This is a genomic window from Pandoraea bronchicola (genome assembly GCF_902459805.1).
Lineage (GTDB): Bacteria > Pseudomonadota > Gammaproteobacteria > Burkholderiales > Burkholderiaceae > Pandoraea > Pandoraea bronchicola.
The window spans coordinates 503,388-528,601 of the sequence record NZ_CABPST010000003.1; the positions used below are offsets into that span (position 1 = coordinate 503,388).

The 25,214-nt window shown below is 63.6% G+C and carries 27 protein-coding genes and 1 tRNA gene; 7 read left to right on the forward strand and 21 right to left on the reverse strand.

The window, feature by feature from the left end; translation table 11 throughout:
* Positions 1-89: 89 nt before the first annotated feature.
* The gene (locus tag PBR20603_RS09925) at positions 90-1,664 is read right to left on the reverse strand and encodes a flavin-containing monooxygenase (RefSeq protein WP_150559338.1); all 1,575 of its coding nucleotides are present in this window, start codon (positions 1,662-1,664) and stop codon (positions 90-92) included.
* A gap of 22 nt (positions 1,665-1,686) precedes the next feature.
* On the reverse strand, positions 1,687-2,583 hold the full coding sequence (locus PBR20603_RS09930; protein ID WP_150559339.1) for an SDR family NAD(P)-dependent oxidoreductase: 897 nt from the start codon (positions 2,581-2,583) through the stop codon (positions 1,687-1,689).
* Positions 2,584-2,689: 106 nt separating this feature from the next.
* Between PBR20603_RS09930 and PBR20603_RS09935 the strand changes: the two genes are divergently transcribed.
* The 4 genes from PBR20603_RS09935 (at position 2,690) to PBR20603_RS09950 (ending at position 6,248) form a co-directional block, all read left to right on the forward strand.
* On the forward strand, positions 2,690-3,394 hold the full coding sequence (locus tag PBR20603_RS09935) for a TetR/AcrR family transcriptional regulator (RefSeq protein WP_150559340.1): 705 nt from the start codon (positions 2,690-2,692) through the stop codon (positions 3,392-3,394).
* 105 nt (positions 3,395-3,499) lie between these two features.
* On the forward strand, positions 3,500-4,702 hold the full coding sequence (gene purT, locus PBR20603_RS09940; RefSeq protein WP_150559341.1) for a formate-dependent phosphoribosylglycinamide formyltransferase: 1,203 nt from the start codon (positions 3,500-3,502) through the stop codon (positions 4,700-4,702).
* Positions 4,703-4,898: 196 nt separating this feature from the next.
* Positions 4,899-5,330: a MarR family winged helix-turn-helix transcriptional regulator gene (locus PBR20603_RS09945; protein ID WP_150559342.1), complete on the forward strand. Its 432-nt coding sequence runs from the start codon at positions 4,899-4,901 to the stop codon at positions 5,328-5,330.
* Between the two features lie 87 nt (positions 5,331-5,417).
* Positions 5,418-6,248, forward strand: coding sequence for an SDR family NAD(P)-dependent oxidoreductase (locus PBR20603_RS09950; protein WP_150559343.1), 831 nt, complete (start codon positions 5,418-5,420; stop codon positions 6,246-6,248).
* Positions 6,249-6,435: 187 nt separating this feature from the next.
* Here PBR20603_RS09950 and PBR20603_RS09955 read toward each other — a convergent pair whose 3' ends face one another.
* From PBR20603_RS09955 to PBR20603_RS09965, 3 genes are all read right to left on the reverse strand, one after another.
* Positions 6,436-6,639 (reverse strand): cold-shock protein, encoded by a 204-nt coding sequence (locus PBR20603_RS09955; RefSeq protein ID WP_150559344.1) that lies wholly within the window; start codon positions 6,637-6,639, stop codon positions 6,436-6,438.
* A 281-nt stretch (positions 6,640-6,920) separates the two neighbouring features.
* Positions 6,921-7,457 carry a GNAT family N-acetyltransferase gene (locus PBR20603_RS09960; protein ID WP_150559345.1) on the reverse strand — a complete coding sequence of 179 codons (537 nt, stop codon included), beginning with the start codon at positions 7,455-7,457 and terminating at the stop codon, positions 6,921-6,923.
* A 255-nt stretch (positions 7,458-7,712) separates the two neighbouring features.
* Entirely contained in the window at positions 7,713-8,048 is a 336-nt protein-coding gene (locus PBR20603_RS09965; protein WP_150559346.1) for a hypothetical protein, read from the reverse strand.
* Between the two features lie 525 nt (positions 8,049-8,573).
* Between PBR20603_RS09965 and PBR20603_RS09970 the strand changes: the two genes are divergently transcribed.
* Entirely contained in the window at positions 8,574-9,656 is a 1,083-nt protein-coding gene (locus PBR20603_RS09970) for a GGDEF domain-containing protein (RefSeq protein ID WP_246174502.1), read from the forward strand.
* Between the two features lie 106 nt (positions 9,657-9,762).
* Here the strand turns inward: PBR20603_RS09970 and PBR20603_RS09975 are convergent, their stop codons facing one another.
* The 9 genes from PBR20603_RS09975 to PBR20603_RS10015 form a co-directional block, all read right to left on the reverse strand.
* Positions 9,763-10,710 carry an AEC family transporter gene (locus tag PBR20603_RS09975; protein WP_150559347.1) on the reverse strand — a complete coding sequence of 316 codons (948 nt, stop codon included), beginning with the start codon at positions 10,708-10,710 and terminating at the stop codon, positions 9,763-9,765.
* 2 nt (positions 10,711-10,712) lie between these two features.
* Positions 10,713-11,456 (reverse strand): GntR family transcriptional regulator, encoded by a 744-nt coding sequence (locus PBR20603_RS09980; protein WP_150559348.1) that lies wholly within the window; start codon positions 11,454-11,456, stop codon positions 10,713-10,715.
* A 132-nt stretch (positions 11,457-11,588) separates the two neighbouring features.
* A complete protein-coding gene (locus tag PBR20603_RS09985) occupies positions 11,589-11,882 on the reverse strand; it encodes a hypothetical protein (RefSeq protein ID WP_150559349.1) in 294 nt (97 codons plus the stop codon).
* Positions 11,883-12,295: 413 nt separating this feature from the next.
* Complete coding sequence (locus tag PBR20603_RS09990) at positions 12,296-12,484, reverse strand: hypothetical protein (protein ID WP_150559350.1); 189 nt, start codon at positions 12,482-12,484, stop codon at positions 12,296-12,298.
* Between the two features lie 112 nt (positions 12,485-12,596).
* Positions 12,597-12,803 carry a hypothetical protein gene (locus tag PBR20603_RS09995; RefSeq protein ID WP_150559351.1) on the reverse strand — a complete coding sequence of 69 codons (207 nt, stop codon included), beginning with the start codon at positions 12,801-12,803 and terminating at the stop codon, positions 12,597-12,599.
* A 407-nt stretch (positions 12,804-13,210) separates the two neighbouring features.
* The gene (locus PBR20603_RS10000; protein WP_150559352.1) at positions 13,211-13,426 is read right to left on the reverse strand and encodes a hypothetical protein; all 216 of its coding nucleotides are present in this window, start codon (positions 13,424-13,426) and stop codon (positions 13,211-13,213) included.
* Positions 13,423-15,063, reverse strand: a complete 1,641-nt coding sequence (locus PBR20603_RS10005; protein WP_150559353.1) for a glycoside hydrolase family 18 protein — start codon at positions 15,061-15,063, stop codon at positions 13,423-13,425. The genes PBR20603_RS10000 and PBR20603_RS10005 overlap by 4 nt, the downstream gene beginning before the upstream one ends.
* 87 nt (positions 15,064-15,150) lie before the next feature.
* Positions 15,151-16,020, reverse strand: a complete 870-nt coding sequence (locus PBR20603_RS10010; protein WP_150559354.1) for a winged helix-turn-helix domain-containing protein — start codon at positions 16,018-16,020, stop codon at positions 15,151-15,153.
* A 56-nt stretch (positions 16,021-16,076) separates the two neighbouring features.
* Entirely contained in the window at positions 16,077-16,268 is a 192-nt protein-coding gene (locus PBR20603_RS10015) for a hypothetical protein (protein WP_150559355.1), read from the reverse strand.
* On the opposite strand from PBR20603_RS10015, the gene fghA reads away from it, so the two are divergent.
* Complete coding sequence (fghA, locus tag PBR20603_RS10020) at positions 16,267-17,121, forward strand: S-formylglutathione hydrolase (protein WP_150559356.1); 855 nt, start codon at positions 16,267-16,269, stop codon at positions 17,119-17,121. The two genes, PBR20603_RS10015 and fghA, sit on opposite strands and share 2 nt — an antisense overlap.
* A 28-nt stretch (positions 17,122-17,149) precedes the next feature.
* Here the strand turns inward: fghA and pdxY are convergent, their stop codons facing one another.
* The 5 genes from pdxY to PBR20603_RS10045 form a co-directional block, all read right to left on the reverse strand.
* Positions 17,150-18,007, reverse strand: a complete 858-nt coding sequence (gene pdxY / locus PBR20603_RS10025) for a pyridoxal kinase PdxY (RefSeq protein WP_150559357.1) — start codon at positions 18,005-18,007, stop codon at positions 17,150-17,152.
* 143 nt (positions 18,008-18,150) lie between these two features.
* On the reverse strand, positions 18,151-20,247 hold the full coding sequence (gene fusA / locus PBR20603_RS10030; protein WP_150559358.1) for an elongation factor G: 2,097 nt from the start codon (positions 20,245-20,247) through the stop codon (positions 18,151-18,153).
* A 250-nt stretch (positions 20,248-20,497) separates the two neighbouring features.
* Positions 20,498-22,144: a methyl-accepting chemotaxis protein gene (locus tag PBR20603_RS10035; RefSeq protein ID WP_150559359.1), complete on the reverse strand. Its 1,647-nt coding sequence runs from the start codon at positions 22,142-22,144 to the stop codon at positions 20,498-20,500.
* A 306-nt stretch (positions 22,145-22,450) separates the two neighbouring features.
* Positions 22,451-23,566 carry a WD40/YVTN/BNR-like repeat-containing protein gene (locus PBR20603_RS10040; protein ID WP_150559360.1) on the reverse strand — a complete coding sequence of 372 codons (1,116 nt, stop codon included), beginning with the start codon at positions 23,564-23,566 and terminating at the stop codon, positions 22,451-22,453.
* A gap of 46 nt (positions 23,567-23,612) precedes the next feature.
* Entirely contained in the window at positions 23,613-23,882 is a 270-nt protein-coding gene (locus PBR20603_RS10045) for a MoaD/ThiS family protein (RefSeq protein ID WP_150559361.1), read from the reverse strand.
* A gap of 350 nt (positions 23,883-24,232) precedes the next feature.
* On the opposite strand from PBR20603_RS10045, the gene PBR20603_RS10050 reads away from it, so the two are divergent.
* Positions 24,233-24,595 carry a hypothetical protein gene (locus PBR20603_RS10050; protein WP_150559362.1) on the forward strand — a complete coding sequence of 121 codons (363 nt, stop codon included), beginning with the start codon at positions 24,233-24,235 and terminating at the stop codon, positions 24,593-24,595.
* Positions 24,596-24,632: 37 nt separating this feature from the next.
* Here the strand turns inward: PBR20603_RS10050 and PBR20603_RS10055 are convergent, their stop codons facing one another.
* Both PBR20603_RS10055 and PBR20603_RS10060 read right to left on the reverse strand, forming a co-directional pair.
* Entirely contained in the window at positions 24,633-24,821 is a 189-nt protein-coding gene (locus tag PBR20603_RS10055; protein ID WP_039371856.1) for a glycine zipper 2TM domain-containing protein, read from the reverse strand.
* 189 nt (positions 24,822-25,010) lie between these two features.
* A tRNA-Lys gene (locus tag PBR20603_RS10060) sits at positions 25,011-25,086 on the reverse strand.
* Between the last annotated feature and the right edge of the window lie 128 nt (positions 25,087-25,214).

Here is a 25,214-nt window from a genome sequence, read left to right on the forward strand (position 1 = left end):
GCAGGTAATGTCAGACAGGCCGCATCCTAACAAGACGCGGCGCGAGTTGGCCATGGCGGGAGCGCGTTGCGCGTCTTGGCACGCGCGAGCTAACGTGTCGCCGATGCCACGCCACCCGGCGTATTCGACGCCCGCGCGAGCGTGTCCGGCGCGACCGATTGCGTCGCGCGACGCTCGAAGTGCATCGCACCGTCGTCGACGCTGCCCCAACGCATCAGCCGCAAGTCGCGCAGGTAACTCTGATAGAACACCCACGGCTTGCGTCGACCTTGCTTTGGCAGCACACCCGCGGCGCGTTGAATATAGCCCGACGACAGGCCGATGGCCGGTATCTCGCCACGCTCGCCCTCGCGCAGACGCGGCACGCACGTGTCTGCGCCATGCGTATTCATATGATGGATCAGGCGGCAGACGTATTGCGCGATCAACTCGGCTTTGAGCGTCCATGATGCATTGGTGTAACCGAAGACCGATGCAAGGTTGGGCACATCGCTGTACATCATCCCCTTGTAAGAGACCGAGTCGGAGAGCACCACAGGCTTGCCATCGACCAACAGACGGGCACCCCCCATCAACTGCACGCGCAGGCCGGTCGCCGTCACGACGATATCGGCGTCGAGCGTCTTGCCGCTCTTGAGAGCCAGCCCGTTCGCGGTGAAGGAGGCGATCTCGTCGGTCACAATGGCTGCCTGGCCGCTGCGCAGCGCCTTGAAGATATCGCCGCTCGGCGCGAGGCAAAGCCGTTGATCCCACGGGTTATAGCGTGGCGTGAGATCGCGTTCGACGTCGACATGACCTTGTGCCTGCCGTGCCGCGCGACGAATCAGCACGCGTCGGATCGCGTGCGGCCAGCGGCGCGCCGCGTTGTAAAAGCCGAGCGTGATGAGGACATTCTTCATGCGCACGACGCGGTGCGCCACGCCCGCCGGCAGCCACGCGCGCAATCGTTCGGCGACGCCGTCGCGCTGCGGCATCGACAGGATGTAGCTCGGCGAGCGCTGCAGCATGGTGACGTGTGCTGCCGTCGCCGCCATGCTCGGCAGCAGTGTCACCGCCGTGGCGCCGCTGCCGATGATGACCACGCGCTTATCGCGATAGTCGAGATCCTGCGGCCAGTGCTGCGGATGGACGACGGTGCCGGTGAAGGCATCCATGCCCGGCCAGGTCGGCGCATGTCCGGCGTCGTACGCGTAGTACCCGCTGCACATAAAGAGGAAACGGCAGGTGAGCGACTGCGTGTCCTGATGGCCGTCGGCGTGCGTGCGTTCGATGTCCAGCGTCCAGCGCGCGATGCTCGAATCCCAGCGGGCCTCTCGGACTTTGTGGCCGTAGCGGATCCGGCCGTCCAGCCCCTCGGCATGCGCCGTGTCTTTGAGATAGTCGAGAATCTTGCCTCCATCGGCAATGGCCTGATCGCTGGCCCACGGACGGAAGCTGAAGCCGAGCGTGAACATGTCGGAGTCGGAGCGCACGCCGGGATAGCGGAAGAGGTCCCACGTGCCCCCCAGCGACTGACGCGCTTCGAGCATGGCGAACCGTGTGCCCGGACAGCGCTCGCGCAGATAATGCGCGGCAGCGATGCCGGAGAGTCCGGCGCCCACGATGATGACGTCGAGATCCGTGGCGACGCTGGCAATGTCGGTGGCTGTCGTGTTTGCCGTCATGGCGATGTCCTCCGGCCGTCGGTTATTTGGTTGCCGTGGAGCGAGCCGCGGCGTCGCGCTCGTTCGACGATGGCTTGCGCGCCATCGCGCTGCGCCGGTAGAACCAGACCACCATGGCCTGATAGCTTGCGCCAAGCAAGCGGGCCAGCTTGTCGACGCGACGTGCATCTGCGCCTACGAGTACCCGCCGCGCGTTGCGCTCGACGCCCGCGAGGATCTGTCGTGCGGCGGCGTCGGCACTCGTGACGTCGATGAGCTTGTTGGCGCGCCGCCGGTGCGTTTGGGCGTCCACGCCGGTGAGCGTGGAGATGCTGTCGTCGATACGCGAAGTTTGTACGATATTCGTCGCAACGCCCCCCGGATGCACGCAGGTGCACGAGACGGGCGCACGCGCCAGATCGAGTTCCATTCGAAGGGCTTCGGTGAAGCCGCGCACGGCGAACTTGCTGGCGTTATAGGCGGATTGGGTGGGCATGGCGATGATGCCGAACAGGCTCGACGTATTGACGATATGCCCTTCGCCAGACGTCATGAGGTAGGGAAGAAACGCCTGCGTGCCGTGGACAACGCCCCAGAAGTTGATGTTCATCAGCCACGTGAAATCGTCCTCACGCAGGGTTGCAACCGGCACCGACAGCGAGACGCCCGCATTGTTGAAGACGAGATTGACCTTGCCGTGGGCCGTGGCCGTCTCGCGGGCCCAGGCGAAGACCGCGTCGCGATCGGCGACGTCGAGGCGTTGGGCCGTGACGCGCACGCCCAATGCACGGCATGCGGTGGCGGTGTTCGCCACGCTGCTCTCGTCGATGTCCGATAGCGCGAGATGCGCGCCGCGCCGTGCCAGCTCGAGCGCCAGTGAGCGGCCCATGCCAGACCCTGCACCCGTGATGGCCGCCACTTTGTCCGTGAACGTCTGCATTGCGCTGTCTCCGATGCGGGCCACGTCGATATCCCGTTGGGTGACGGAGATCGCGTTGCCTATAATTTGGTGATACGTGTCACCACTTTAGTTTTCTGTCCGGGTGATGTCAAATAGCGAAATGGAACAAGGACTCGAATCGAGAGATGCCGCATCGACGGCATCGCCATCTGCCGGGCCCGACGCGCCGCCGCCATCCGCGCCGGGCGGGCGGCGCTATGGCGGGGTGGGGCCGGCACAGCGGGAGCAGGCGCGTCGCACCGCGCTCATTGACGCCGCGACGGAAGTGTTCGGCACGGTGGGGTTTCGTCGCGCCACAGTGCGCTCGGTGTGCCGTCTGGCCAAGCTCAACGACCGCTACTTCTACGCGGCGTTCGAGAACATGGAGCATTTGCTGCGAGCGACGTATGCGCATCACGCGCAGACCTTGCTCGGCGAGTTGCAGGCGGCCATCGCCGCAAGTGCACCGACGCTCGACGCGCGACTCGACGCGGGTCTGCACAGCTTTTTCGCGTTTCTGCGCAATCCGCATGCGGCGCGCGTCTTGCTGCTCGAAGTGATGGGCGTGAGCCCGGAGACGGACCAGGTCTATCACCGCTATATCTCCGAATTCGCGAAGCTGATTCTGGGGATGGCCAACGTGCCGCCATCGGCCAGCGAGGACGCGCAAGCGCAAGCGAGAATCGTCGGCTTGGCGTTGGTGGGCGCCATGACCAACGCGGGCACTGCCTGGGTACTGATGGGCTATCAGGACAGCGAGGCATGCATGGTGGCGAGTTGCCGCCGCGTGCTGCGAGGCGCGCTTGTTTGACGACGCCGTCGGCGCAGCGGCGGTCATGCTCGCTACAATACGACTTTCGCGTACGACGCCAACGCGCGCCGGCGCTTCTGATTTCTCACTCCTCAAAGGTCGAAAATGACCACTATCGGAACACCGCTGTCGCCGAGCGCGACGAAGGTCATGCTGTTGGGTGCGGGCGAACTCGGCCGTGAAGTGCTGATTGCGTTGCAGCGTCTCGGTGTCGAGACGATTGCCGTGGATCGCTACGAGAACGCGCCGGGGCAGCAGGTCGCGCATCACGCGCGCACCATTGCGATGACCGATCCCGAGCAACTCAAGGCGTTGATCGAAGCCGAAAAGCCGGACCTCGTCGTGCCGGAGATCGAAGCCATCGCCACGCCGGTGCTCGAAGCGCTCGAAGCGGACGGCGTGGTGCGCGTGATCCCGACGGCTCGCGCGGCGCGTCTGACGATGGATCGCGAAGGCATTCGCCGTCTGGCTGCCGAGACGCTGGGGTTGCCGACGAGTCCGTATGAGTTCTGCGATTCGCTCGAGCAATTGCAGGCTGCCATCGATGGCGGGATCGGCTATCCGTGCATCGTCAAGCCTGTGATGAGCAGTTCGGGCAAGGGCCAGAGCAAGATCGACGGCCCCGCCGACGTGAAGGCGGCATGGGATTACGCGATGGCCGGTGGTCGCGTCAGCCATGGACGCATTATCGTCGAGGGCTTCATCGATTTCGATTACGAAATTACGCTGTTGACCGTGCGCGCGCGTGGCGCCGACGGTCAGGTTGAGACGCACTTCTGTGCGCCTATCGGTCACAAGCAGGTGAGCGGCGATTATGTCGAGAGCTGGCAGCCGCATCCGATGTCGTCGGTGGCGCTCGAACGTGCACGTCTGATCGCGCGCGATGTCACGAACAACCTCGGCGGGCAGGGTATCTTTGGTGTGGAACTGTTCGTGAAAGGCGACGACGTGTGGTTCAGCGAAGTCAGTCCGCGTCCGCACGACACGGGCATGGTCACAATGATTACCCAATGGCAGAACGAGTTCGAGTTGCACGCGCGCGCGATTCTTGGCCTGCCGGTCAACACCACGCTCAAGACGCCGGGCGCGAGTGCCGTCATTTACGGCGGCGTGGATGCGACGGGCATCGTGTTCGACGACGTGGATCGCGCATTGCAGGTGCCGCAAACCGACATCCGTCTGTTCGGCAAGCCGGAGAGCTTCGTGAAGCGCCGCATGGGCGTTGCGCTTGCGTACGACAACGATCTGGACGTCGCACGCAGCAATGCCCTCGAAGCTGCCAGTCGTGTGAAACCGCGCGTGGCCTGATCTTGGGCTGATCATTTCACACTGACGCACTGACGCACTGACGCACTGACGCACTGACGCACTACACGGGCGTTGCGGGCTGTGGCTCGCGACGCCCGTTTTTTTATTTCGGTGATTGCGAAGCACAACTGTTAAGTTGTATCGTGCAACTATATTGTCGTGATTTTCAGCGAAATCCAATGGGAGCGTTTGCATAGTGAGCCCCGATCCGTCGTTGGTCGAAGCCATTCGCGCCGTATCGCGCGAGATGGTCCGGGAGTTGGGTTTCATGGGCGGCGATTTTGCCGGGACCGATCTTTCACCATCCGCTGTCCACGCGCTCATAGAGATCGAGCGCGGGGGTGTCACGGCCCGTGACCTTGGGGCTCGACTTCATCTCGAGAAGTCGAGCGTCAGCCGGATGCTGCGCAAGCTGGTGCAATCCGGCGATATTGGCGAAGCGATCGCGGAACACGATGCGCGCGTGAAGCGGCTCTTTCTGACGCCAGCCGGAAAAAAGCGCGTTGCGGGGATTCATGCGTTTGCTCGCGCGCAGGTCATCGAAGCGCTGGGACGCCTCGAGCGCGGGCAGGATCGCATCGTGCTGGAAGGGATGCGGCTTTATGCCGCTGCGTTGGTGCAACGGTGACGCCTGCGTGCATGGGCACGTGGTGGAGTCCCGGAAACGTTGCCCGGGCGCAGCAGTCCTGGAACAACGTCTGATGAGGTCATGACCATGAACGATTCTCCCTCGCTTACCGAACCTGACGACCTTGCCGAGCTTGCCGGGCCGGCACCCGTCGGCGTGCCAGCCAGACGGCTTGATGGTCGCGTGTGTCTCGTCATGGGCGGGACCAGTGGTATCGGCCGCGCCACGGCCTTGCGCATGGCTCAGGAGGGGGCGCGTGCCGTGATCGTCACCGGACGGCGCAAGGCACTCGGCGATGCGCTTGCCGATGACATCAGACGGCTAGGCGCGCAGAGCTTGTTCGTCACCGCAGATCTGACGCGTGAGGCCGATATCACCAGCACGATATCGCAGACGATGACGCAATTCGGCCGGCTCGATGCGGTGTTCAACAACGCCGGCTTCCAGGAGCCGCGCGCGCGATTGGCCGATCAGACCGACGACGTCTACTCGCAGGTGTTCGATACCAATGTCCGCGCCGTCTTTCATGCCATGCGTCATGAGATTCCGGCACTGCTGGCGTCCGGTGGCGGCACCCTTGTCAACAACACGAGTGTGAGCGGCGTGCGAAACCCTAACGCGGGGCTCGCGCTCTATGGTGCCTCCAAGGCTGCGCTCAATTCGCTTACACGCGCCGCCGCGATGGAGTATGCGTCTTATGGCATTCGCATCAACGCAGTCGCGCCAGGCCGTGTGGTGACCGCCATGATGCTCGCCTCGGGAATCGCAGATATGCGCAGCGTTGCGGCGGGCCTGCCGCTCAGGCGGATGGGACATCCGGAGGAGGTGGCTGCCGCCGTCGTGTGGCTGAGTTCAAGTGAGTCCAGTTATGTCGTGGGACACGTTCTGGCCGCAGACGGTGGTTTCCTTGCGGGATGATTTGCGGCGTGCTCAGGCACGCGGCACGGTAATTCTCTGCGCCCGGCTGTGCGGTGCATCGAAGTCCTGAATACCTGCCAAAAACGGAAAAACCCCGCATGAGCGGGGTTTTCAGTTCGGGCAGGCCTTGCGGCACTGCCCGAGGCGCGTCGATCGCCTTAGCGATCAGCAGCGAAACAACCGTCCCTTAGATGGGCTGGATGTTGCTGGCTTGACGGCCCTTCGGTCCCATCTTCACTTCGAAGCTGACCTTTTGGTTTTCTTGCAACGACTTGAAACCCTTCGATTGGATTTCCGAGAAGTGAGCGAAGAGATCTTCACCACCTTCGTCCGGCGTAATAAAACCAAAACCCTTGGCGTCGTTAAACCACTTGACGGTACCAGTTGCCATTTCTTAAATCCTTAAAGTTTTCAAATGAGCGAGCGAGAAGCTCAGCGAGCGCATGACATTAAAGCTGATCAGGTACAACCGAGTTGACGCAGAGGGCGACATTAGATGACACAAGACTCGCCATACAACGTTCATGCACCCGTTTTTTTACGGGAAAGGTGGGAAGGTGTCAAGCAGGGAAACTTTAGATTGTTGATCCACGCCAGTTTCAACCGATTTTTCGTTGCATTGCGACATGCATTCGGCATAGCCGGGCGGCCGGTCGGACAGGCCTTGCGATGTCACGCCCGCGACCCTGTCGTTTCGGGCTGCCAGACGTAACGCAGTGCCGGCAGCTCAATGCCCGGCGACACCGCAATCGGATGAACGGCGCCCGCGCGACCTCCCAGCCGGTCGTAGAAGTGCCGGGCACGTGTATTGCGCGCAAGCACCCAGAGATAAAGCGCAGCCTTGGGATCAACGGCACTCGCCCAGTCCCTTACCTGATAGAACAAGGCCCGGCCAATGCCCTGGCCCTGCCATGCGGCAGCCACGTGAAGGTTGTCGAGCAGGATGCCATCGCCGCCCGACAACGCGCACACGAATCCAGCGAGCGGTGCATTCGCCACGTCGGGGCACGCTTTCCATATACGCATTGCGGTATCGTCGACGCGCGTCAGCCGCTCGCGCCACAACGCAGTGTGTTCCTGTATGAGATGATCGCGCATATGTTCCGCCGGAAGCATATGCGCATACGTCGTTTGCCAGCTGTGTGCGTGCAAGTCGGCGATGCGCGCAACGTCCTGCATCGTCGCTGGCAGGATACGGGGCGCCGTCATGCCAATGTTCCCGTCGACCGGGAAGTGTGCCGGACGAAATGAGAACGGCAGCCGTCAAAAATGACGGGGGAAAAAATATCGTTAGGTAAGGGGTCCGAAAGTGTGTCTTGTGGCGTGGACGCAACGCGAACGCTGGCTTGCCGGGATGTCATGAACATGTCACCGCGCTATGCGGTTTGAGCGAAAGGGAACGAAAGGACGAACTGCGTTGCTGCGCGTTGTCATCCAGCGTTCACTATAGCGCGGTACACGATCTCACGTGTGCGAATGCGGATGCCGCTGGCTGGCCATCGTCGGGCGAGTCCGGTGCGTCGTTTTGGGCGGCATTGTGTGACGTGTCTTCACGGTCTTCTTCTTGCCGTGCAGCGTCTTGTTGACGTGCGCCTTCTTGTGCGCGGATACCTTCATCGCAGACTTCGTTGCGGCGTGGTGGTGGCGATGCTTCGAGGACGAGGCATGCGTACTGGCGTGATGGCCGGACTGGGTGTGGAGGGCGGGAGCGGCGAATGCCGAGGCCGAGAACATCGCAAACGTTGCCAGCGCGAGAGCGACGCCGACGTTGCGCAGGGTGCGCGGGTAGAGCATGGACAACAGGGTCTCCGTAGGTTTGAGTGCTGGCGAGTGCGGCGGGTGCGCCGCGTTGCCGCCGGCCGATCAGGCTGGACCGCGCCACTGATTTGTCACTGACAGTGCGCGCGAGCGGCCGGGATTGTAGGGCTGCAAAAATGACTTGTCGAGATGGCCGGCCGACCGTCCGAATGCTGTTCCGGCGCTTGGCCTACGATTTTGGTGCGCTGCCACATGATCTGCGCATCGACTAGGTGTTTTCCCTAGCAACGCAAAAAACCGCGCCACGAGTCGATTTCATGCCTGCAAAATTCATCTCCACCACCCTTCAATTTGAACGCGAGGTGCCGTTAACGGCCTCATGACGGTCTCGTTGCAGGCGTCATCACGACGGCCTCACCACGGGCCCGGCGAACGTGTTCGATGCGTTTGCGGCCCGGGACTTGTCCTTCGGCGCGCAGTGCAGGCGTGACGCCGAAGCGCCAAGGCAAGATGCCGGGCAAGCACGCTAGGCGGCCGCGAAGTGCCGCGTGTCTCTCGAGACCTTACGTGGCAACCAACCAGGCACCGACGCTCGACTCCCTGCAATCGCTGCTGGCGACCGTCCAGCGCAATGAGCGTTCGCTTAAACGGTTTCAGGACATCGAGCTGGCGCTGATGGGGGCGCCTGACTTCGGTCAGTTTCTGGAAGTGGTGCTCAACCGCCTGCGCCACGATTTCGACCTGTCGGGGGTGCGTCTTATGCTCGCCGAGGTCGACGATACGTTGCGCGATCTCATCGACACTGCCGAGGGCATCCGCGCACTCGACAGCGGTCTGTCCATTGCGCAGGACGCAGGCACATTCTCTGCGGTATGCGGCGATGGCCAACTCTGGATCGGCGCCCCGCGTGAGCGCCATACGCCGCTCTTCGGGCCGCGCCCGCCTGCGAGCGCCGTCGTTATGCCGCTCGCCCGTCATGGCCGGTATCTCGGTGTCATCGCACTCGGCAGTCGCGACGCGCGTCGCTTCTCGCCAGAGATGGCGACCGACTTTCTCGAACGCTTCGGCGCGGTCGTTGCCGTGTGTCTCGAGAACATGTGGAATCGCGAACGTCTCAAGCGCATCGGTCTGACCGATCCGCTGACCGGCTTGTCGAATCGCCGCTATTTCGATCAGCGTTTGCGTGAAGAGGTGGTGCGAGGTGCGCGTTACGGCGCGCCGCTCGCGTGCCTGCTGATCGACATCGACCATTTCAAGCGTGTCAACGATAGTCACGGTCACGCCACTGGTGATCGTGCGTTGCGCGCGGCGAGCGTGTGCATGCGTGCGCAACTGCGGGTGACGGACACCCTTGCCCGCTATGGCGGGGAAGAGTTCGCCGCGCTGCTTGTGCAGACGGAACAGAATTGGGCGGGGACCGTGGCGGAGCGGGTGCGTCGCGCGGTGGCACGGTTGGAGGTGCCCGATGACGACGGTGCGCTCGTGCCGATCACGATTTCCATCGGCCTGGCGAGTGTGGACCCGCGTGATAGCGCCGATCCTGAAACGCTCCCGATGCGCCTGCTTGGCGCTGCCGATGCGGCGTTGTACGCCGCGAAGCGTTCCGGTCGCGATCGCGTCGTCGTGGCCTCTGCGGCGACGCTGCGCTGAGCGCATTGCCGGCAGGTTGCCGGTTATCTCGGTATGGCGCGCAGGCTTGCTCGGCCCTGTCGCACCTCAGTGTGCTCTATCGCAACGCATCCCGCCTCGTCGCACCTTATCGCACGCTGAACCAGCCGATCAGCAGAGATACCGTGACGACCGAAAGCACCGTCGAGATCAGAATCGCGCGCGAGGCGACGGCGGCTTCACGTCCATAAAGTTGGGCCAGCATGAATGGACCGGTGCCGATGGGCAGGGCCGAGAGCAGCAATGCGCTGTGCGCCCAGATCGCCGGGAGGTCGAAGACGCGGAACGCCAGAAATGCCGTGACCGCCGGTTGAAAGACGAGCTTGAGCCCGACGAGGCGTCCCACCGCGCGCGCAATTCGGGGCTCTCTGGCCGCCCCTGAACTCTGCGCGAGGAACATGCCGATCGCCACCAGCGCGCACGGACTGGCGGCACCGCCGAGCAATGTGGTGAAGTGCAACACGGGGGCTGGCAGTGCGATGCCGGTGGCCGCAAACGCCATGCCGACGAACGGCGAGACGACGAGCGGATTGCGCACAAGCGCCCGCGCGACGAAGCCTGCGGTGCGGCGCCAGTTCGGCGTGGCCTGCAGATCCGTCTCGATGATCGCGATGGAGATGGCGAAGAGCACCGTGGCCGTGAGCAGCATCGCGACAACGACCGCCGGCACGCTGGCCGGACCGAAGGCCACGAGGCACAGCGGCAATCCCATGAACCCGGCGTTCGGATATGCGGCTCCCATCCCTTCGATGCTGGCGTCGGTCAGGCGCCCGCGCACGGTGCGATCGAGCATGAACGACAGCGCGAACGTCGCGGCCATGCCGCCGCCGAACGCGCCCAGAAAACCGGGATTGACCAACTCAGCCCACGTGATCTGGGCCATCGACTGGAACAGCACGGCAGGCAGCGCGAGATAGACGACGAAGCGATTGAGCGCGTCGAGCGCGGCGTTGCCGAGCCAGGCGCGGCGTGCGCACAGATAGCCGACGAAAATCAGCCCGAAGACGGGCAGGGCGGCAGAGATGACCGCTTGCATGATCACTGCGACTCCGCCAGCCGGGTGAGCCACTCTCGTCGCGCGTTGCCGCCATCGGCCTCGGTGTGCTCGCGGGCGGCGGCTTCTGCCCCACTGGCATCTCCCGCGGCGATGCGCGCGACGATTTCCCCATGCTCGTGCCAGACGACTTCCTGCATCGGCATTGCCCCGAGCGTTGCCGCCATCGCCCGCATGATATGGGGCCATTGCGGCGCGACCGTCTGTGCAATCAGCGGGTTGCCCGACGCATCGTGCAGCGCCGTGTGGAACGCCACCTCGATGCGCACCTGGCGTGCCACGGGCGTGCCTCGCGTCATCGCCATGCCGGCGGCGACAGCCTCTTGCAGGCGGCGTAACTCGGGCTCGCTCAACGTTCCTTGCGCGGCACGCGTGGCGGCCAGCCGCGCCGCCAGTCCGTCGAGCGCCGTGCGCACCTGATAGAGCTGTCGAAGGTGATCGGCGTCGATGGGGGCGACTTCCAGCCCCTGACGTCCGCTGTCGCAGACCAATCCGTCGCGTTTGAGCAACTGCAACGCATGGCTGACCGGTTGACGCGACACGCCCAGCGAATCGGCCAGTTCGGCCTGCCGGATACGCTCACCCGGGGGCAATGTGAGATCGGCGATGGCGTCGCGCAAACGCGAATAGACCTGATCGATGAGCACCGGGGTGCTGGCCAGCGGCTCAAGCGGCGTGAGGGGCAAGTCCGCCGTGGTCGGGTCGGCGAATGCTGCGGGGTTGGACATGGCGTTCCGGTGCTCGCCGGTATCGGTGATATCTGGAATTCCGAATTCTACGCTGTCGCGCGGACGCCGGGGTGCCTTTTTCCATCGACGGCGGTCGTGAGGGGGAAGTGAGGGGGCGGGGCGGGATTTACGTCACTCGCTCGGGTCCAGTTCGGGCGGTGACACGGACGCTGCGCGGGCGGGCGTTTGCAAGAGTGCCTGCACGGTCGTGCGAGTGCGCTGCAGGCGGCGAGCGAGGACCCAGGCGTCGGCTTCGTGCTCGAACAGACCGACGATCAGATGCGGTTCCGCGGCAAAGCCATCGGAAAACAAGCCGATATTCTTGGCGATCATCTCGCTTGCCCGTTCTACCGAGACGGTGTACTGACGCGGTGAGCGGTATTGGTTGATGACTACGGCAAAGGCGCGGGAGAACGCGTCGGACATGCGGAGACCTCCTCTGACGGCGTCGCGCAAAGTCCCGGACGCTCACCGTCGGAGACACGCGCTCAGCGTTGCACTTCCGGTGATTGTAGGCGATGGCGGGGGAGGTGTCGGGACAAAACGCTGACGGGCGGCGCTGCCGGTGGCGCATGTCGGCGGCGGCATAAAAAAAGCCGCCGAGCGGGTCGGCGGCGCAACAGAGAGGGTGACAGCGCAACCGAAGTTGCCAGAGAACAGCATAGGTTGCGGCGATGACAACGACGTGACCGTCGTCTCGACGACGCGGCCATCGCTTGCCGTGATCCGCAGCCGGATCGCGACGTGAAACTCAGCGAAATTTCCGGAAAAGCCCACCTCAGCGCGCAACGCGCGCCTGGGGCCTTTCGTCGTTCGATGCGCTTGGGCGCGTGTGCCGGCTATACGAGCACGGGCAACGCCTCCACGACAAGGAATGCAACGAGCGCTCCGGCCACCGCCCCCGCCGCACGCAGACTGTAGCGTGTGCCACGGGTCGCGACGGGGATGCCGCCAACGAGCAGCGCACCGGCCACCGCCATTGGCAGGAACAACGTCAGGTCGTAAAGGTTGAAGTGGAATGTGGGCATCTTTCTTGTCTCCTCACCTGAATCGCGCTTCCACTATAGGACGGCGGCGGAGGATGCCCAAATTTGGTGCGACGCAGCATGTTGCTGCGCGGAGAATGACGCTTTGACGGGGTCAGTCTTCCTGACGCACGGCGTGCATTTTGCGGCGTGCGTTCCACATCGCCATGTCCTTGCGGGTGCGTACGCGGTCACTGACGTTGATCCCCGAGGGCCGAACGCTCGGGGAGGAGACGGCAACGTCGTTAGCTTCGCTGCGCGCCTGCACCATCATGACGAGCGTAAACAGCGAAGCGGCAAGCGCCAGCAAGATCAGCTTCATACGGCCCCCGGGTGAATCTCTGGTGAATCTGGTCGGTGTTATGCATCGTCGTCCTCGTCCTGACCGGTCCTCGAAGGGGCGACCGTGCCGGCGATGGTGGCGCGATGCTTCAGTGGTGCACTGCTGACGGACTACGTTGCCGCGACTGCCTGACGGGAGGGGGCTTCGGTGCGTCTGACGCGGTCTGAGATGGCGTCGCATGCTGCGCGACGCATCATAGCCCGCGATTATGACAACTTTCCCGGCCGCGCGACAATCTCGCGGGCCGTGGCGTAACGCCTCGCCTCACGTTCTCTAACGTATAGCGACGGCTGCGGCGAAAAGTTTAGAAATCGTGACACTTTTTTTTGACACGAGCCGAAACGCCATTCCGCTACGTTTTGGCCCGTGTTTCCCCCATGAGGTGCTTACGGCTGATGCGAGACGTCTTTGTGCTGCCCGCCGGCCTGAGCGGCCCGGCGTGTGCCGTTCTCAGGCAAGGCCATGGCGGCCAGCGACGCCAGCGCGGCGCCCGCCTGGGCGAGCTCGTGCATCACGTCCGGCGCCGTACCGAGCGCCACCGCAAGCCCGGTCAGCCCCGCCCAGGTAGACGGCTCGAGCAGTCGTGACAGGAGAAAGCTCATGATTCACCCCCCGGCGTCGTGTCGTCGAGCGAAGTCTTGCCGCTGAAGTAGAGCGGCGTCATGTCGAAGTTCGAGACCGTGGCCGTCTGGCCCAGTCCCTCATGCGCCGCGTTGGCGAGCACGCCGTTGTCCTGATCGATCGTCCAGGTGAACAGCCCGCCCAGCCCGTTGCGGCGCACATAGTCGCCTTTGGCGCGTACTGTGCGTGGGGTATCAAGTGACATGAACATTCCGCTCGACGGCTGATACAGGAAGTCGGCATCGGCCACCGGGTCGGTGTAGAGGACGAAGCCGTTGCGCGCCGTGCCGTTCTCGAGATCGAGGTAGTTGAACAACACATCGTAGTACTCCGTCGTGCCCGACTCGAATGTGCCGGTGGTGATGCCGTCACCGGGCATGTAGGTGCCTGAGAGTGCCGACACCTGCGAGATATCGGCCTGAAGGGCATTGCGGGAGTAGGCCGCGTAACCGATGTGCACCTTCGCGAGCGGTACGCCCGCCTGACGCAACCAGTTCACCGCCCGATCGACGGAGAAGCCGCTCGCTGCGCCCGGGTCCGTGTCGTGCAGATTGGTGTGGTGCGCGAGCGTTGGCGCCCACGGCGTGCCAAAAAAATCGTAGGTCATCAGATTGAGTCGCGACACACCCGCCGCGATGAGGCCGGGCAAATTGGCCTTGGTCATGTCGGCGACGTTGGCCGAAGCGGCAATCGAGATCTCGACGTCCTTGCGCCCGGCAGCCACGAGCGCTTTCTTCAGATCGCCGACGAGCGCCGCGTAGTTGGCGCCGTCAGTGTCGTCGTACGTATTGCCGGTGTCTCCCGGCGAGCCGGGATACTCCCAGTCGATGTTGACCTCGACGAACATCGGAAAACGCCTGAACAGGTCGACGACACTTGCGCAGAACGTCTTGCGCCGCGCCGCGCTCGCCGCCATGCCGTGGAACGCCTCACTCATCGTCCAGCCGCCGATGGCGAGCGCCAGTTTCAGTGCGGGGTTCTTCGCGTGAAGCAGGCGCAGCCCGCCGAGCACACCCTGTGCGCGCGACTGCTGGAACATCGGTATGACATCGTTGCTGACCCAGCCGTCGAACCCGCAATTGCGATAGGACAGCACGTCGCCCCAGCTATCGACGAACGTGGCCTGATCCGGCTCGCGCACGAAGTCGGTGGCGGCGCGCGCAACCGTCTGCGCCTTCTCGCCCTGATCGCCGACGATGCCGGCAAAGCCGATGATCAGCCGGTCGTACGCGAAGGGATCGAGCCACATGAGATCGACGCCGCGTCCGGCCGCATCGTTACTGAAGTCGCCGTCGAGCCGCCCGTCGTATTGCGACCAGTCGGTGTAGTAGCCCGAGACCTCGAACGCGTTCTTTGCGTAGCGGTTGTAGACGCGGCGTGCGACGCGTGCCGATGTGTACGACAGTTGTGTCGTGCTGGTGGCGGGGTCGAAGCCGTTCTGAGCGTATGTCGTTTCGGTGGCGCCGTCCTGCGGATCGCTCGGGTAGACGAGTTCGCTCTGTGCGCCGGGCGTTGCGGACCGTGTCGACGCCGTCGAGCCTGAGGTGGCTGGCGTAACCGCTGCTGCGCGGGAAGCGGAAGCCGCCGTCGACGGATGTTGTGAAGGGGTTTGAGACATGGTGTGGCTCCTGAAGTTGAGTGAACACATGCCGTCGCCGGGCGGCGCTTGCCGCAACGGCATCGGCGTCATCAGCGTCGTGTCCGCTCAGCGTGCGCGCCAGCGCAAATGACGTGTCAGGACCGAGAGGGTGCGCGGCAGCATCGCTGTGAGCCACGCAAGCGCGCGAGGGAGGTGGGCAGGCGACGTGTTTGTCTTGTGCGCGGCCGGTGTGTCGCAGGGCTCGAAGCGATAACCGATGCGTGGCACCGTCACGATATGGCGATGCAGATCGAGCGGAATCAGCTTGCGGCGAAGACGTGAGACGACCTGCATCAGATTCGTGTCGTCCTGTTCGGGACGTTCCGGCCACAGCAGCGCGATCAACGTACGTTTGTCATGCACGACATTCGCGCGCGAGTGCAGGGCACATAACAGGCGGTACTCGATCTGCGGAATCCGCACCGTCACGCCGTGGCGGCGGACTTCGCCATGTCCATCGCGCGCTACACCCTGGTGGAGCAGGGCGGCGTGTGAGGATGTGCCGATCGCGTCGCAGATCGTCAGACCTGCGACCGGTGAGGCCTCGCTCGACTCGCGTACGGCGTGTTGAACCGAGCGGCCGCGCTCACGGGAACGGTGTTCGATGTCGTGGGCAACGTCAGTTACCTGTGCGACAGAGGCAGGCACATCGAAGCGGTATCCCACGCGCGCCACGGTCACGACGGCGTGCTGCAACCCGAGCGGGGCGAGCGAGCGCCGCAGCCGTGACACGAGTTGCACGAGGGCTGCGTCCTCCATCCACTGTGCCCGCGTTCCCCACAGCGCCTGCATGAGCGCGCGTTTGTCGAGCGCTGTGCCTGCGCGGGCCGCGAGCAGTATCAGCAAACGCTTTTCCTGCTCCGACAGCCGCGCGGAAACGCCGTTGCGCTGTACGAGATTGGTGACCTCGTCGAGATCGAACGGTGACATTGGCATGAGGCGCTCCTTGTAACGAGTCAGGGACGCCAACCCTAGCGATGCGCGTTCGCCTGTCACAAGGCGACAAGCGCGACATAGATGCCGTCACCCGGTGCCCGCTGACCTGCGTTGTACGCCCCGAGTCCCTTGGCCATGTCACGCGTCGCCTCGCGAGGTAAGATAGCGGCCGTACATCGCAGTGGTGGCCAGACGGCAGGCTGCGCGGCGCCATTGCCGATTTCACGAACATTCCCGGATCTCGTCATGCTCGAACTCATTTCCGAACACCGTTGTTTCGGCGGCGCACAGCGCTTCTATCGCCATGCCTCGACCACCATTGGTCTGCCGATGCGTTTCTCGGTGTTCCTGCCGCCGCAAGCGCGCGATGGACGTGCGGTGCCCGCGCTGTTCTATCTCGCGGGGCTGACCTGTACGGAAGAGACGTTCATGATCAAGGGCGGCGCGCAGTGGCTCGCTGCGGAGCACGGGGTCGCGCTGATTGCGCCCGATACCAGCCCGCGCGGAGCGGGCGTGGCGGGGGAGACCGACGCGTGGGATTTTGGTGTCGGCGCGGGTTTCTATCTCGATGCAACGCAAGCACCGTGGTCCGCGAATTATCGTATGTACAGCTATCTCGTCGACGAACTCTATGCGCTGGTGACGCAATCGCTGCCCATCGACGCGGGACGCATCGGCATCTTTGGCCACTCGATGGGCGGACATGGCGCGCTGACACTCGCACTGCGCAACCCTGATAAATTCCGCTCGGTGTCGGCCTTCGCGCCGATTGCGGCGCCGATGCATTGCCCGTGGGGGGAGAAGGCGTTCACGGGGTATCTGGGCACGGATCGCGAGACGTGGCGACAGTACGACGCCAGCGAACTGATCGCCAGCGCCGGGCAGATGGTATTCCCGGGCGGCATCCTGATCGATCAGGGCCTGAGCGATCAGTTTCTCGAAGCGCAGTTGCATCCGGATATCTTCGAGCGCGCGTGTGGCGACGCTGGCCAGCCGCTGACGCTGCGACGTCACAACGGCTACGATCACGGCTACTACTTCATCCAGACATTCATGGCGGACCATCTGTCGCATCACGCCGAGCATCTGCGCGCGTACTGATCCGCCCGGCCCCGCATTTCCCTGCCTGTCAGACTGCCCGCGCTTCGTAACGGCGCGGCGGCGTGACGATCTCGTCCTGCGCGCGAACGATTTCCAGCTCATAGCGGCCAGCAAGATGCGTAGCGCACAGCACAGCATCGACTGCCGCCAGCGTGTGTTCGAACGCCGCACGCACCGTGTCGCCCTTGAGCCATCGCGCGAGGAAGACGCCCGAGGTCAGGTCGCCCACGCCCACGGGGTGACGCGAGAACGGGTAAAGCGGGCGGTGGCCATGCCAGGCCTCGTCGTTCGTGACGACGAGCATGTCGAATCGATCGGCCGGCTTGCCGGCAAATTCCAGATGCTTGACGAGCACCATTTTCGGTCCGCGCGCGATCAGGGCACGGCATGCCGCTACCGCGTCGTCGAACGTGTTGATCGGATGCTGCGAGAGTTTCTCCAGTTCGAGATGATTGGGGGCCATGATGTCGGCCGCCGCGGGCATGTGTTCGACGAGGTATTGCTCGATGCCCGGCCTGACCTGACACCCTTTCTCCGGATGTCCCATGACCGGGTCGCACAGGTAGATCGCGGCAGGATTGGCCTGTTTGACGCGCTGCACGGCCGCGAGCACGAAATCCGCCTGCTCGGCGGCGCCGAGATACCCGGAAAGCACGGCGTCGCAATTGCCCAGTTCGCCAATGTCGGCAATGCCGTTGACCAGCCGCAGGATTTCCTCGCTGGGTAACGCTTGCCCGGTCCATTTGCCGTACTGCGTGTGATTCGAGAACTGCACCGTGTTGATCGGCCAGACGTTGACCCCGAGACGTCGCATCGGGAACTCGGCGGCGCTGTTGCCGGCGTGACCGAACACGACATGAGACTGGATGCTGAGAATGTTTTTCATTTTCTGGTGATGCGCCGAGGCAAAAAGGACAACGCCCGCTAGGGGAACGGTCTCGTCGCAAGACGAAAGCGTGCCGGTCGCGGGCGTTGATCGCCGGTGCGGCGCGCAGTCTCTGCTGCGGCACCGGCCCGACGTCTGCTGCGTTACTTCTTGGACGAAACGATGGCGTCGGCGACGTTCTTCGGCGCCTCGGCGTAATGCTTGAATTCCATCGTATAAGTGGCGCGCCCTTGCGTGAGCGAGCGCAACGATGTCGAGTAGCCGAACATTTCTGACAATGGCACTTCGGCACGCACGATCTTGCCGCCGCCCACGATGTCGTCCATGCCCTGCATGATGCCGCGGCGCCCTGAGAGGTCACCCATCACGTTGCCCATGAACTCTTCGGGGGTCTCGACTTCCACGGCCATCATCGGCTCGAGCAGCACCGGCTCGGCTCGGCGCATGGCTTCCTTGAAGGCCATCGAGCCGGCCATGCGGAACGCGTTTTCATTCGAGTCCACGTCGTGGTACGAGCCGAACGTGAGTGTGACCTTCACGTTGACGACCGGATAGCCGGCCACCACGCCGCTGTTGAGCGTCTCGCGAATGCCCTTGTCGACGGCCGGGATGTACTCGCGCGGCACCACACCGCCCTTGATGGCATCGACGAATTCGTACGGCTTTTCCTTGTCCGGCTCGAGCGAAATGACCACGTCGCCATACTGGCCGCGTCCGCCCGACTGCTTGACGAATTTGCCCTGCACGTCTTCGACTTTCTTGCGAACCGTTTCGCGATAGGCGACTTGCGGCTTGCCGACAGTCGCTTCCACGCCGAATTCGCGACGCATGCGGTCGACCAGAATTTCGAGGTGCAGCTCACCCATGCCCGAGATGATCGTCTGACCCGATTCCTCATCGGTCTGCACGCGAAACGACGGATCTTCCTGCGCCAGACGATTGAGCGCGAGGCCCATCTTTTCCTGATCGCCCTTCGTCTTCGGTTCGACCGCCTGCGAAATCACCGGCTCCGGGAACTCCATCTTTTCCAGAATGATGACGTTGTTCGGGTCGCACAGCGTGTCGCCGGTCGTCGCTTCCTTCAGGCCGACGGCGGCGGCAATGTCACCCGCACGCACTTCCTTGATTTCCTGACGCGTGTTCGCGTGCATCTGCAGAATGCGGCCCAGACGCTCCTTCTTGCCCTTGAGCGGGTTGAGTACGGTGCCGCCAGATTCGATCACGCCGGAGTACACACGGAAGAAGATCAACTGGCCGACGAACGGGTCGGTCATGATCTTGAACGCGAGGGCGGCGAACGGTTCGTCATCCGACGGGTGGCGCTCGATTTCCTTGTCGTCCTCGTCGTGACCGGCGATGGCGGGCACATCGACGGGCGAGGGCAGGTAATCGATCACGGCGTCGAGCATGGCCTGCACGCCTTTGTTTTTGAAGGCGGTGCCGCACAGCATCGGCACGATCTCGCCCGCGACGGTGCGCTTGCGCAACCCTGCCTGGATCTCTGCTTCGGTCAGCGTTTCGCCGCCGAGATACTTCTCGAGCAGCGCCTCATCGGCCTCGGCGGCGGCTTCGATCATCTTCTCGTGCCATTCCTGCGCCGTGTCCTTGAGGTTGGCGGGAATGTCGATGTAATCGAATTTGACACCCTTCGATTCTTCGTCCCAGACGATGCCCTTCATCTTCACGAGATCGACCACGCCCTGGAAGTTGTCCTCGGCGCCGATGGGGATCTGGATCGGCACGGCATTGCCGCGCAGACGTTCGTGAATCTGCTTGTAGACGCGGAAGAAGTCGGCGCCCACGCGGTCCATCTTGTTGACGAACGCGATGCGCGGCACCTTGTATTTGTTGGCCTGACGCCAGACGGTCTCGGATTGCGGCTGCACGCCGCCGACCGAGTCGTAGACCATGCATGCGCCATCGAGCACGCGCATCGAACGTTCGACTTCGATGGTGAAGTCGACGTGGCCCGGCGTGTCGATGATGTTGATGCGGTGTTCGGGATAGTTGCCGGCCATGCCGCGCCAGAAGCAGGTCGTCGCGGCGGACGTGATCGTGATGCCGCGTTCTTGTTCCTGCTCCATCCAGTCCATCGTGGCAGCGCCTTCATGGACTTCGCCCAGCTTGTGGTTGACGCCCGTGTAGAACAGGATGCGTTCGGTCGTCGTCGTTTTGCCAGCGTCAATATGAGCACTGATGCCGATGTTTCGGTAGCGCTCGATGGGGGTCTTTCGGGCCACGGTACACCTCTTTTCCAGACGGTGGGGAAAAAGCATAGCAGCAGCCATCATACTCCAATGTTGCAATGCCGCGCTGGCGCAGACCTGGCGCGCAAGGCCAGCAAGCACGGGGATTTGCGGCGGGCTGCCATTCCCCTGTCGCGGTCCTTCGCCACCCTTTGCTACCCTTCGCAACCCCCTGCAATCTGCGGCGCGCAGCCGGACTGACGCACTGCCCCGGCAGCCTTGCCGGGGCAGTGGACGGCATGCGTTATGCGACCTGACGTTGACGCGCGAACGCGAGCACGGCCCCGCGCGGACCGTTGGCGGCGACGTGAGCGTCGTCGTCATGCCCCGACGCATAGATATCGCCACCGGCGAGCCGGAACACGGCGACGGCTTCGCGCAGTTGGCGTGCCTGATCCTCCAGCGACCCGGCCGCAGCGGTGGCTTCTTCGACGAGTGCGGCATTTTGCTGCGTGACCTGATCCATCTGCATGACGGCCGTGTTGACCTGCTCGATGCCGCCCGATTGCTCGCTAGATGCCGCAGAGATCTCGCCCATGATGTCGGTCACGCGTTGCACGGCCTGCACGATTTCGATCATCGTGCGACCGGCGTCGCGCACTTGTGACGAACCGTCTTCCACCTTGCCGACGGATGTCTCGATGAGGGCCTTGATCTCCTTGGCCGCGGCGGCGCTGCGTTGCGCGAGCGTGCGAACTTCGCCGGCGACGACGGCGAAACCGCGTCCCTGTTCGCCGGCACGCGCGGCCTCGACGGCAGCGTTCAGCGCGAGAATGTTCGTCTGGAATGCGATGCCGTCGATCACACCGATGATGTCGTTGATCTTCGTCGAGCTGGCGGCAATTTCCTGCATCGATGTCACTGCGCGCTCGACGACGCGTCCGCCTTCGCCTGCGATTTCCGATGCGTTCGACGCCAGTTGACTGGCTTGACGGGCGTTGTCGGCATTCTGGCGCACGGTCGCCGTCAGTTGCTCCATCGACGAGGCCGTTTCTTCAAGTGATGCGGCCTGCTCTTCGGTGCGCGCCGACAGATCGGTGTTGCCCGCGAGCAATTGCCCCGACGCCGACGCGATGGCTGCCGTGCCGCTACGGACTCGTCGAACGATTTGATCGAGACTTTCATTCATGTGTTTGAGGGCCGCCATCAGTTGGCCGGTCTCGTCGCGACTCGTCACGTCGATGCGGCTCGAGAGATCGCCTTGCGCCACGCGCTCGGCCACTTCGACCGCGCGAGCAAGCGGACGCGTGATGCTGCGTGTGACCGACCATGCGGCAAAGATGCCGGCGACGGCTGCCGCAGCGCCCAGGGCGGCGAGCAGCCATTTGGCGAAGACGATGTCGGCGCTCGTGGCGGCACCGGTCTCGTCAACAATCTTTTGCTGGAGTGCGACCAGTTCGACAGCCTCGGCCTGCATGGCGTCGAGTGCGGGCAGGGCGTCTTGCTGCACGATGCGCATCGCCGGGTCGCGCTGGTCGGCCGTCAACTCTGCGTTCACGCTGGCGCGTGCTTTCAGAAAGGCATCGTTGTGTTGCCGGATGGCGCCGAGCAACCGCTTGCCCTGTTCCGATGTGACGTACTTGTCGAGCACTTCCTGCGCCTTGGCGATCCGGACGAGATTGCCGTCGATACGCTGGTTCAGGGCGTTGCGCTGCGCGGCGTCCGTGGTGATGACGACCTCGATCAATCGGCGGGCATTGCCGCGCACCATGGCGTCGATGCCGTGTGCCGCGTCGGCTTTGGCCCACGCGCGGGTGAGCAGCTCTTCATTGGCGCGTTCGATGGCGACGAAATGCACCAGCGCGACGATCAGCATGGTGAGTAGCAGGACGAGCAACGTGCCGAAGCCGATGGTCAGCCGGGTTCGGATTTTCAGGTCGGCGATTCGCATAGGAGTGACTCCATTCAGAGATTGGGTGCCGGGACAACACGGGTGACGTGTGACGTGCGGCGTTTCGAGGAGTCGTCGCCGGTCTGCCGCAGAACGCGTCGATGCGATGGGTGACGCACGATGCGATCTTGGCTCACGCGCCGGGAACGACACGTGTGACATGTCCGGCGACGCGTGACGGCGGGATTCGATGAAGCCAGTCCGTCTACCTTCGTATACGACGCTAAATACGACAACTGAAGGTGTCCTACAGCGAAGCGGGGGTAAACGACGGGATGAAAAGTGCAATGAATGCTGACGACAAAACTAGATGAAGCGCACGGCGTAGATGGGGGGCAAATGTGCCGAGACGCATTCCCATTGCTCGCCGGCGTTGTTGCTGATCCATAGCGCGCCGGTCGTCGAGCCCATCGCGAGCATGCGCCCCGTGGCGTCGATATCCAGCCCGTGGCGGTAGATGAGGTCGTAGGACGGTGTCTCCGGCAGTCCGTGCGAGAGTGTGGTGAACGATTCGCCGCCATCGCGCGTGCGAGTGACGACAAGACGCGCGTCGACCGGTATGCGGCATGCATCGCGTTGTGCCGGCACGAACCACGCGACATCGGGGTCGTGCGGATCGACGGCGACGGCAAAGCCGAAACTCGACGGCGCCGCCTGAATCCTTCGCCACGATGCACCGTAGTCGAGGGTGCGGAAGATGCCGTTGTGATGCTGGGCCCACAAGACGTTGGGTGCGTCGTGGCATTGCACGAGACGGTGAACGTCCTGCGCGTTTGGGTCGAGGCGTCGCTCGGGCGGCATGTAATCGGCCTCCATGCCGCTGGCCGCGAGCGCCCAGGTATGTCCGTCGTCACGTGTGCGCCAGACGCCGCCAGTGGACACCGCGACCGTCACCTGCCGGCTGTCATGGGGATCGATGCAGATCGAATGAATGCCCGCGTGATCGTAGCCCCCTCCCATCCACTCGGCGCGCTCGGGGCGATCCCACAAGCTCTGCACAAGGTCCCAGTGCTGTCCATGATCGCCGGAGCGAAACAGCCCGCCCGGAATCGTGCCCGCCCAGAGCACGCCTGGGGCGTCCGGACCTGCGGCTTCGAGTGACCAAATCAGGTCCACCGACGGCGCCTGCGCCGCTTCGGTCGGTGGTTCGGACTGCTGCGTTTGCCGGGCGAAGGCGGGCGGGGTGAGCTCGGTCCACGCGTTCGCGTCGCGTGTGCGGCACCAGAGTTTGACGCCGAAATGTCCGAGATTGAGCGCCGCGTAATCCGTACCGTCACGCGCGTCGTGCAGCACCATGCTGACGGGCTCGCCGGGAAAGTCCGGGGTGCTCGACGTTAATCGCCAGGCGGTGCCCTCACGCAGCCATGTGAACAATCCCTTGCGGGTGGCGACCAGCAGCGTGGCTCCGGTGACATGTTCCACGGTCTTCCTCCTTGGCAATGACGTGCCTTGTCCGATGCCCGCCGGTTCATCCGCCCGAGAGCGCCTGTGCCACATATACGCGGCTGGCGTCGTTCAGCGGGTCGCTCAGCGAGCGGCGGTCGCGGATCAGCCATCCGTCGACGAAGACAGCGACGTGCGCCCGCAAGCGTCCCTGATCGTTGAACAGATAGCCACGTAACCCGGGAGTGCGAGCGACGCATTGCGCGAGCACGTCATGGACGGTCAGGCCGTTGACGGATTGTGCGTCTACGCTGACGTGGCGCTGGATTGCGGGTGCAAAGGTGACGGTCGCCATACCCCGGTCGTGCGGATGCCGCCACGACACACGGATCCGCAATGCGTTGAGAACGAGAGTTCCAGTGTAGACAATGAGGATGGTTCGCACAGTGTGCATTGCAGCACCGTTGTGCGATCGCTGCGCTATGTTCCGCTGGAAATAACGCTTGCTGCGGCCGTGAGTGATGAAGCCGGACGCTATTTGGTGTCCTTTGCATGACGACCTGTGAGTGTCGAGGCCCGCAAAGCGTCGTCGCAGGGTGTGGCATCGTATATCGGACACTCCCCAACCCCATTTACCTCATTATTGTTCACCATTATCGGAGTGCCCGCGAGCGCAGTGCCGCAGGTAAATTCGAGGAGGGAGCCATGGCAAAAGGCAAAGGGAAAGACATTGGCATGGGACGTTGGTCCGATGCGGCGATCAAGCGTCAGTTGCGATTACACCGGGCCGGCGAGGTGTCGCAGAAAGAGGATGCGACGCTCAAGCGTCCGCCGGAGGTGGCGAAGTGCGAGGGCTACTTCGTGTGGAGTGTGCGTCAGGCGGCGTTCATCGGCCGCCATGATGGCGCGCTCAAGGGCGGCGGACGGCATTACGCGACGTGTACGGCACACGCAAAACGCTACGCCGGCGTTGCGCAGGCCAGAGCCGCCGGCGACGCGATGGCGGGCGACGTGCTGATCATGTACGGCTACGCGGCCAACACCCCGCTCTATGTCGTGGGGCGTTGAGCGCGTCTGCACGCAGAGCGATGATTCGCTGGCTGGATTACTTGCCCAGTTCGTGACCGATCACACCGCCGACGACGGCGCCGCCAATGGTGCCGGCGGTGCTGCCGCCGGTGGCTTCGTGGCCGATGACGCCACCGGCGGCAGCGCCGCCAAGGGTGCAGCCCAAGATGGACGAGCCCATAGCGAGCGCGGTGATGACAACGAGAATCGACTTCGCCGTTTTCATGATGAGTCTCCTGTGGCATGTGCGCGCTGCGCCCGGCGCAGCGATACGAGTTCAGCGTAGATGGTCGGCGTTGCGCGCACTATCGGTCGCGACTGAATCGACTGTAGGAATGGGATGACAGGTGCAAGGGCAAATGACGGGGCGGCGGAAACGACAAGGGCCGCACGATGTGCGGCCCTTGTGTGTATCTGGTGGGGCGTGAGTGACTCGAACACTCGACCTACGGATTAAGAGTCCGCTGCTCTACCAACTGAGCTAACGCCCCGGTGCTACCGGGAGCAAAAAGACCGCGTACGACGCAGCCTCTTCTGTATGGGTTTGGTGGGGCGTGAGTGACTCGAACACTCGACCTACGGATTAAGAGTCCGCTGCTCTACCAACTGAGCTAACGCC

Bases quoted from the DNA above. Each gene is read 5' to 3' on its own strand.
- PBR20603_RS10050 (WP_150559362.1), top strand. From the start codon at position 24,233: ATGGCAAAAGGCAAAGGGAAAGACATTGGCATGGGACGTTGGTCCGAT.
- PBR20603_RS10005 (WP_150559353.1), bottom strand. From the start codon at position 15,063: ATGTCTCAAACCCCTTCACAACATCCGTCGACGGCGGCTTCCGCTTCC.
- PBR20603_RS09930 (WP_150559339.1), bottom strand. From the start codon at position 2,583: ATGCAGACGTTCACGGACAAAGTGGCGGCCATCACGGGTGCAGGGTCT.
- PBR20603_RS10010 (WP_150559354.1), bottom strand. From the start codon at position 16,020: ATGCCAATGTCACCGTTCGATCTCGACGAGGTCACCAATCTCGTACAG.
- fghA (WP_150559356.1), top strand. From the start codon at position 16,267: ATGCTCGAACTCATTTCCGAACACCGTTGTTTCGGCGGCGCACAGCGC.
- purT (WP_150559341.1), top strand. From the start codon at position 3,500: ATGACCACTATCGGAACACCGCTGTCGCCGAGCGCGACGAAGGTCATG.
- PBR20603_RS09955 (WP_150559344.1), bottom strand. From the start codon at position 6,639: ATGGCAACTGGTACCGTCAAGTGGTTTAACGACGCCAAGGGTTTTGGT.
- PBR20603_RS10000 (WP_150559352.1), bottom strand. From the start codon at position 13,426: ATGAGCTTTCTCCTGTCACGACTGCTCGAGCCGTCTACCTGGGCGGGG.
- PBR20603_RS10045 (WP_150559361.1), bottom strand. From the start codon at position 23,882: ATGGCGACCGTCACCTTTGCACCCGCAATCCAGCGCCACGTCAGCGTA.
- PBR20603_RS10015 (WP_150559355.1), bottom strand. From the start codon at position 16,268: ATGACGAGATCCGGGAATGTTCGTGAAATCGGCAATGGCGCCGCGCAG.
- PBR20603_RS10035 (WP_150559359.1), bottom strand. From the start codon at position 22,144: ATGCGAATCGCCGACCTGAAAATCCGAACCCGGCTGACCATCGGCTTC.
- PBR20603_RS09995 (WP_150559351.1), bottom strand. From the start codon at position 12,803: ATGAAGCTGATCTTGCTGGCGCTTGCCGCTTCGCTGTTTACGCTCGTC.
- PBR20603_RS09985 (WP_150559349.1), bottom strand. From the start codon at position 11,882: ATGTCCGACGCGTTCTCCCGCGCCTTTGCCGTAGTCATCAACCAATAC.
- PBR20603_RS09980 (WP_150559348.1), bottom strand. From the start codon at position 11,456: ATGTCCAACCCCGCAGCATTCGCCGACCCGACCACGGCGGACTTGCCC.
- PBR20603_RS10055 (WP_039371856.1), bottom strand. From the start codon at position 24,821: ATGAAAACGGCGAAGTCGATTCTCGTTGTCATCACCGCGCTCGCTATG.
- PBR20603_RS09935 (WP_150559340.1), top strand. From the start codon at position 2,690: ATGTCAAATAGCGAAATGGAACAAGGACTCGAATCGAGAGATGCCGCA.
- PBR20603_RS09960 (WP_150559345.1), bottom strand. From the start codon at position 7,457: ATGACGGCGCCCCGTATCCTGCCAGCGACGATGCAGGACGTTGCGCGC.
- PBR20603_RS09975 (WP_150559347.1), bottom strand. From the start codon at position 10,710: ATGCAAGCGGTCATCTCTGCCGCCCTGCCCGTCTTCGGGCTGATTTTC.
- PBR20603_RS09950 (WP_150559343.1), top strand. From the start codon at position 5,418: ATGAACGATTCTCCCTCGCTTACCGAACCTGACGACCTTGCCGAGCTT.
- pdxY (WP_150559357.1), bottom strand. From the start codon at position 18,007: ATGAAAAACATTCTCAGCATCCAGTCTCATGTCGTGTTCGGTCACGCC.
- PBR20603_RS09925 (WP_150559338.1), bottom strand. From the start codon at position 1,664: ATGACGGCAAACACGACAGCCACCGACATTGCCAGCGTCGCCACGGAT.
- PBR20603_RS09990 (WP_150559350.1), bottom strand. From the start codon at position 12,484: ATGCCCACATTCCACTTCAACCTTTACGACCTGACGTTGTTCCTGCCA.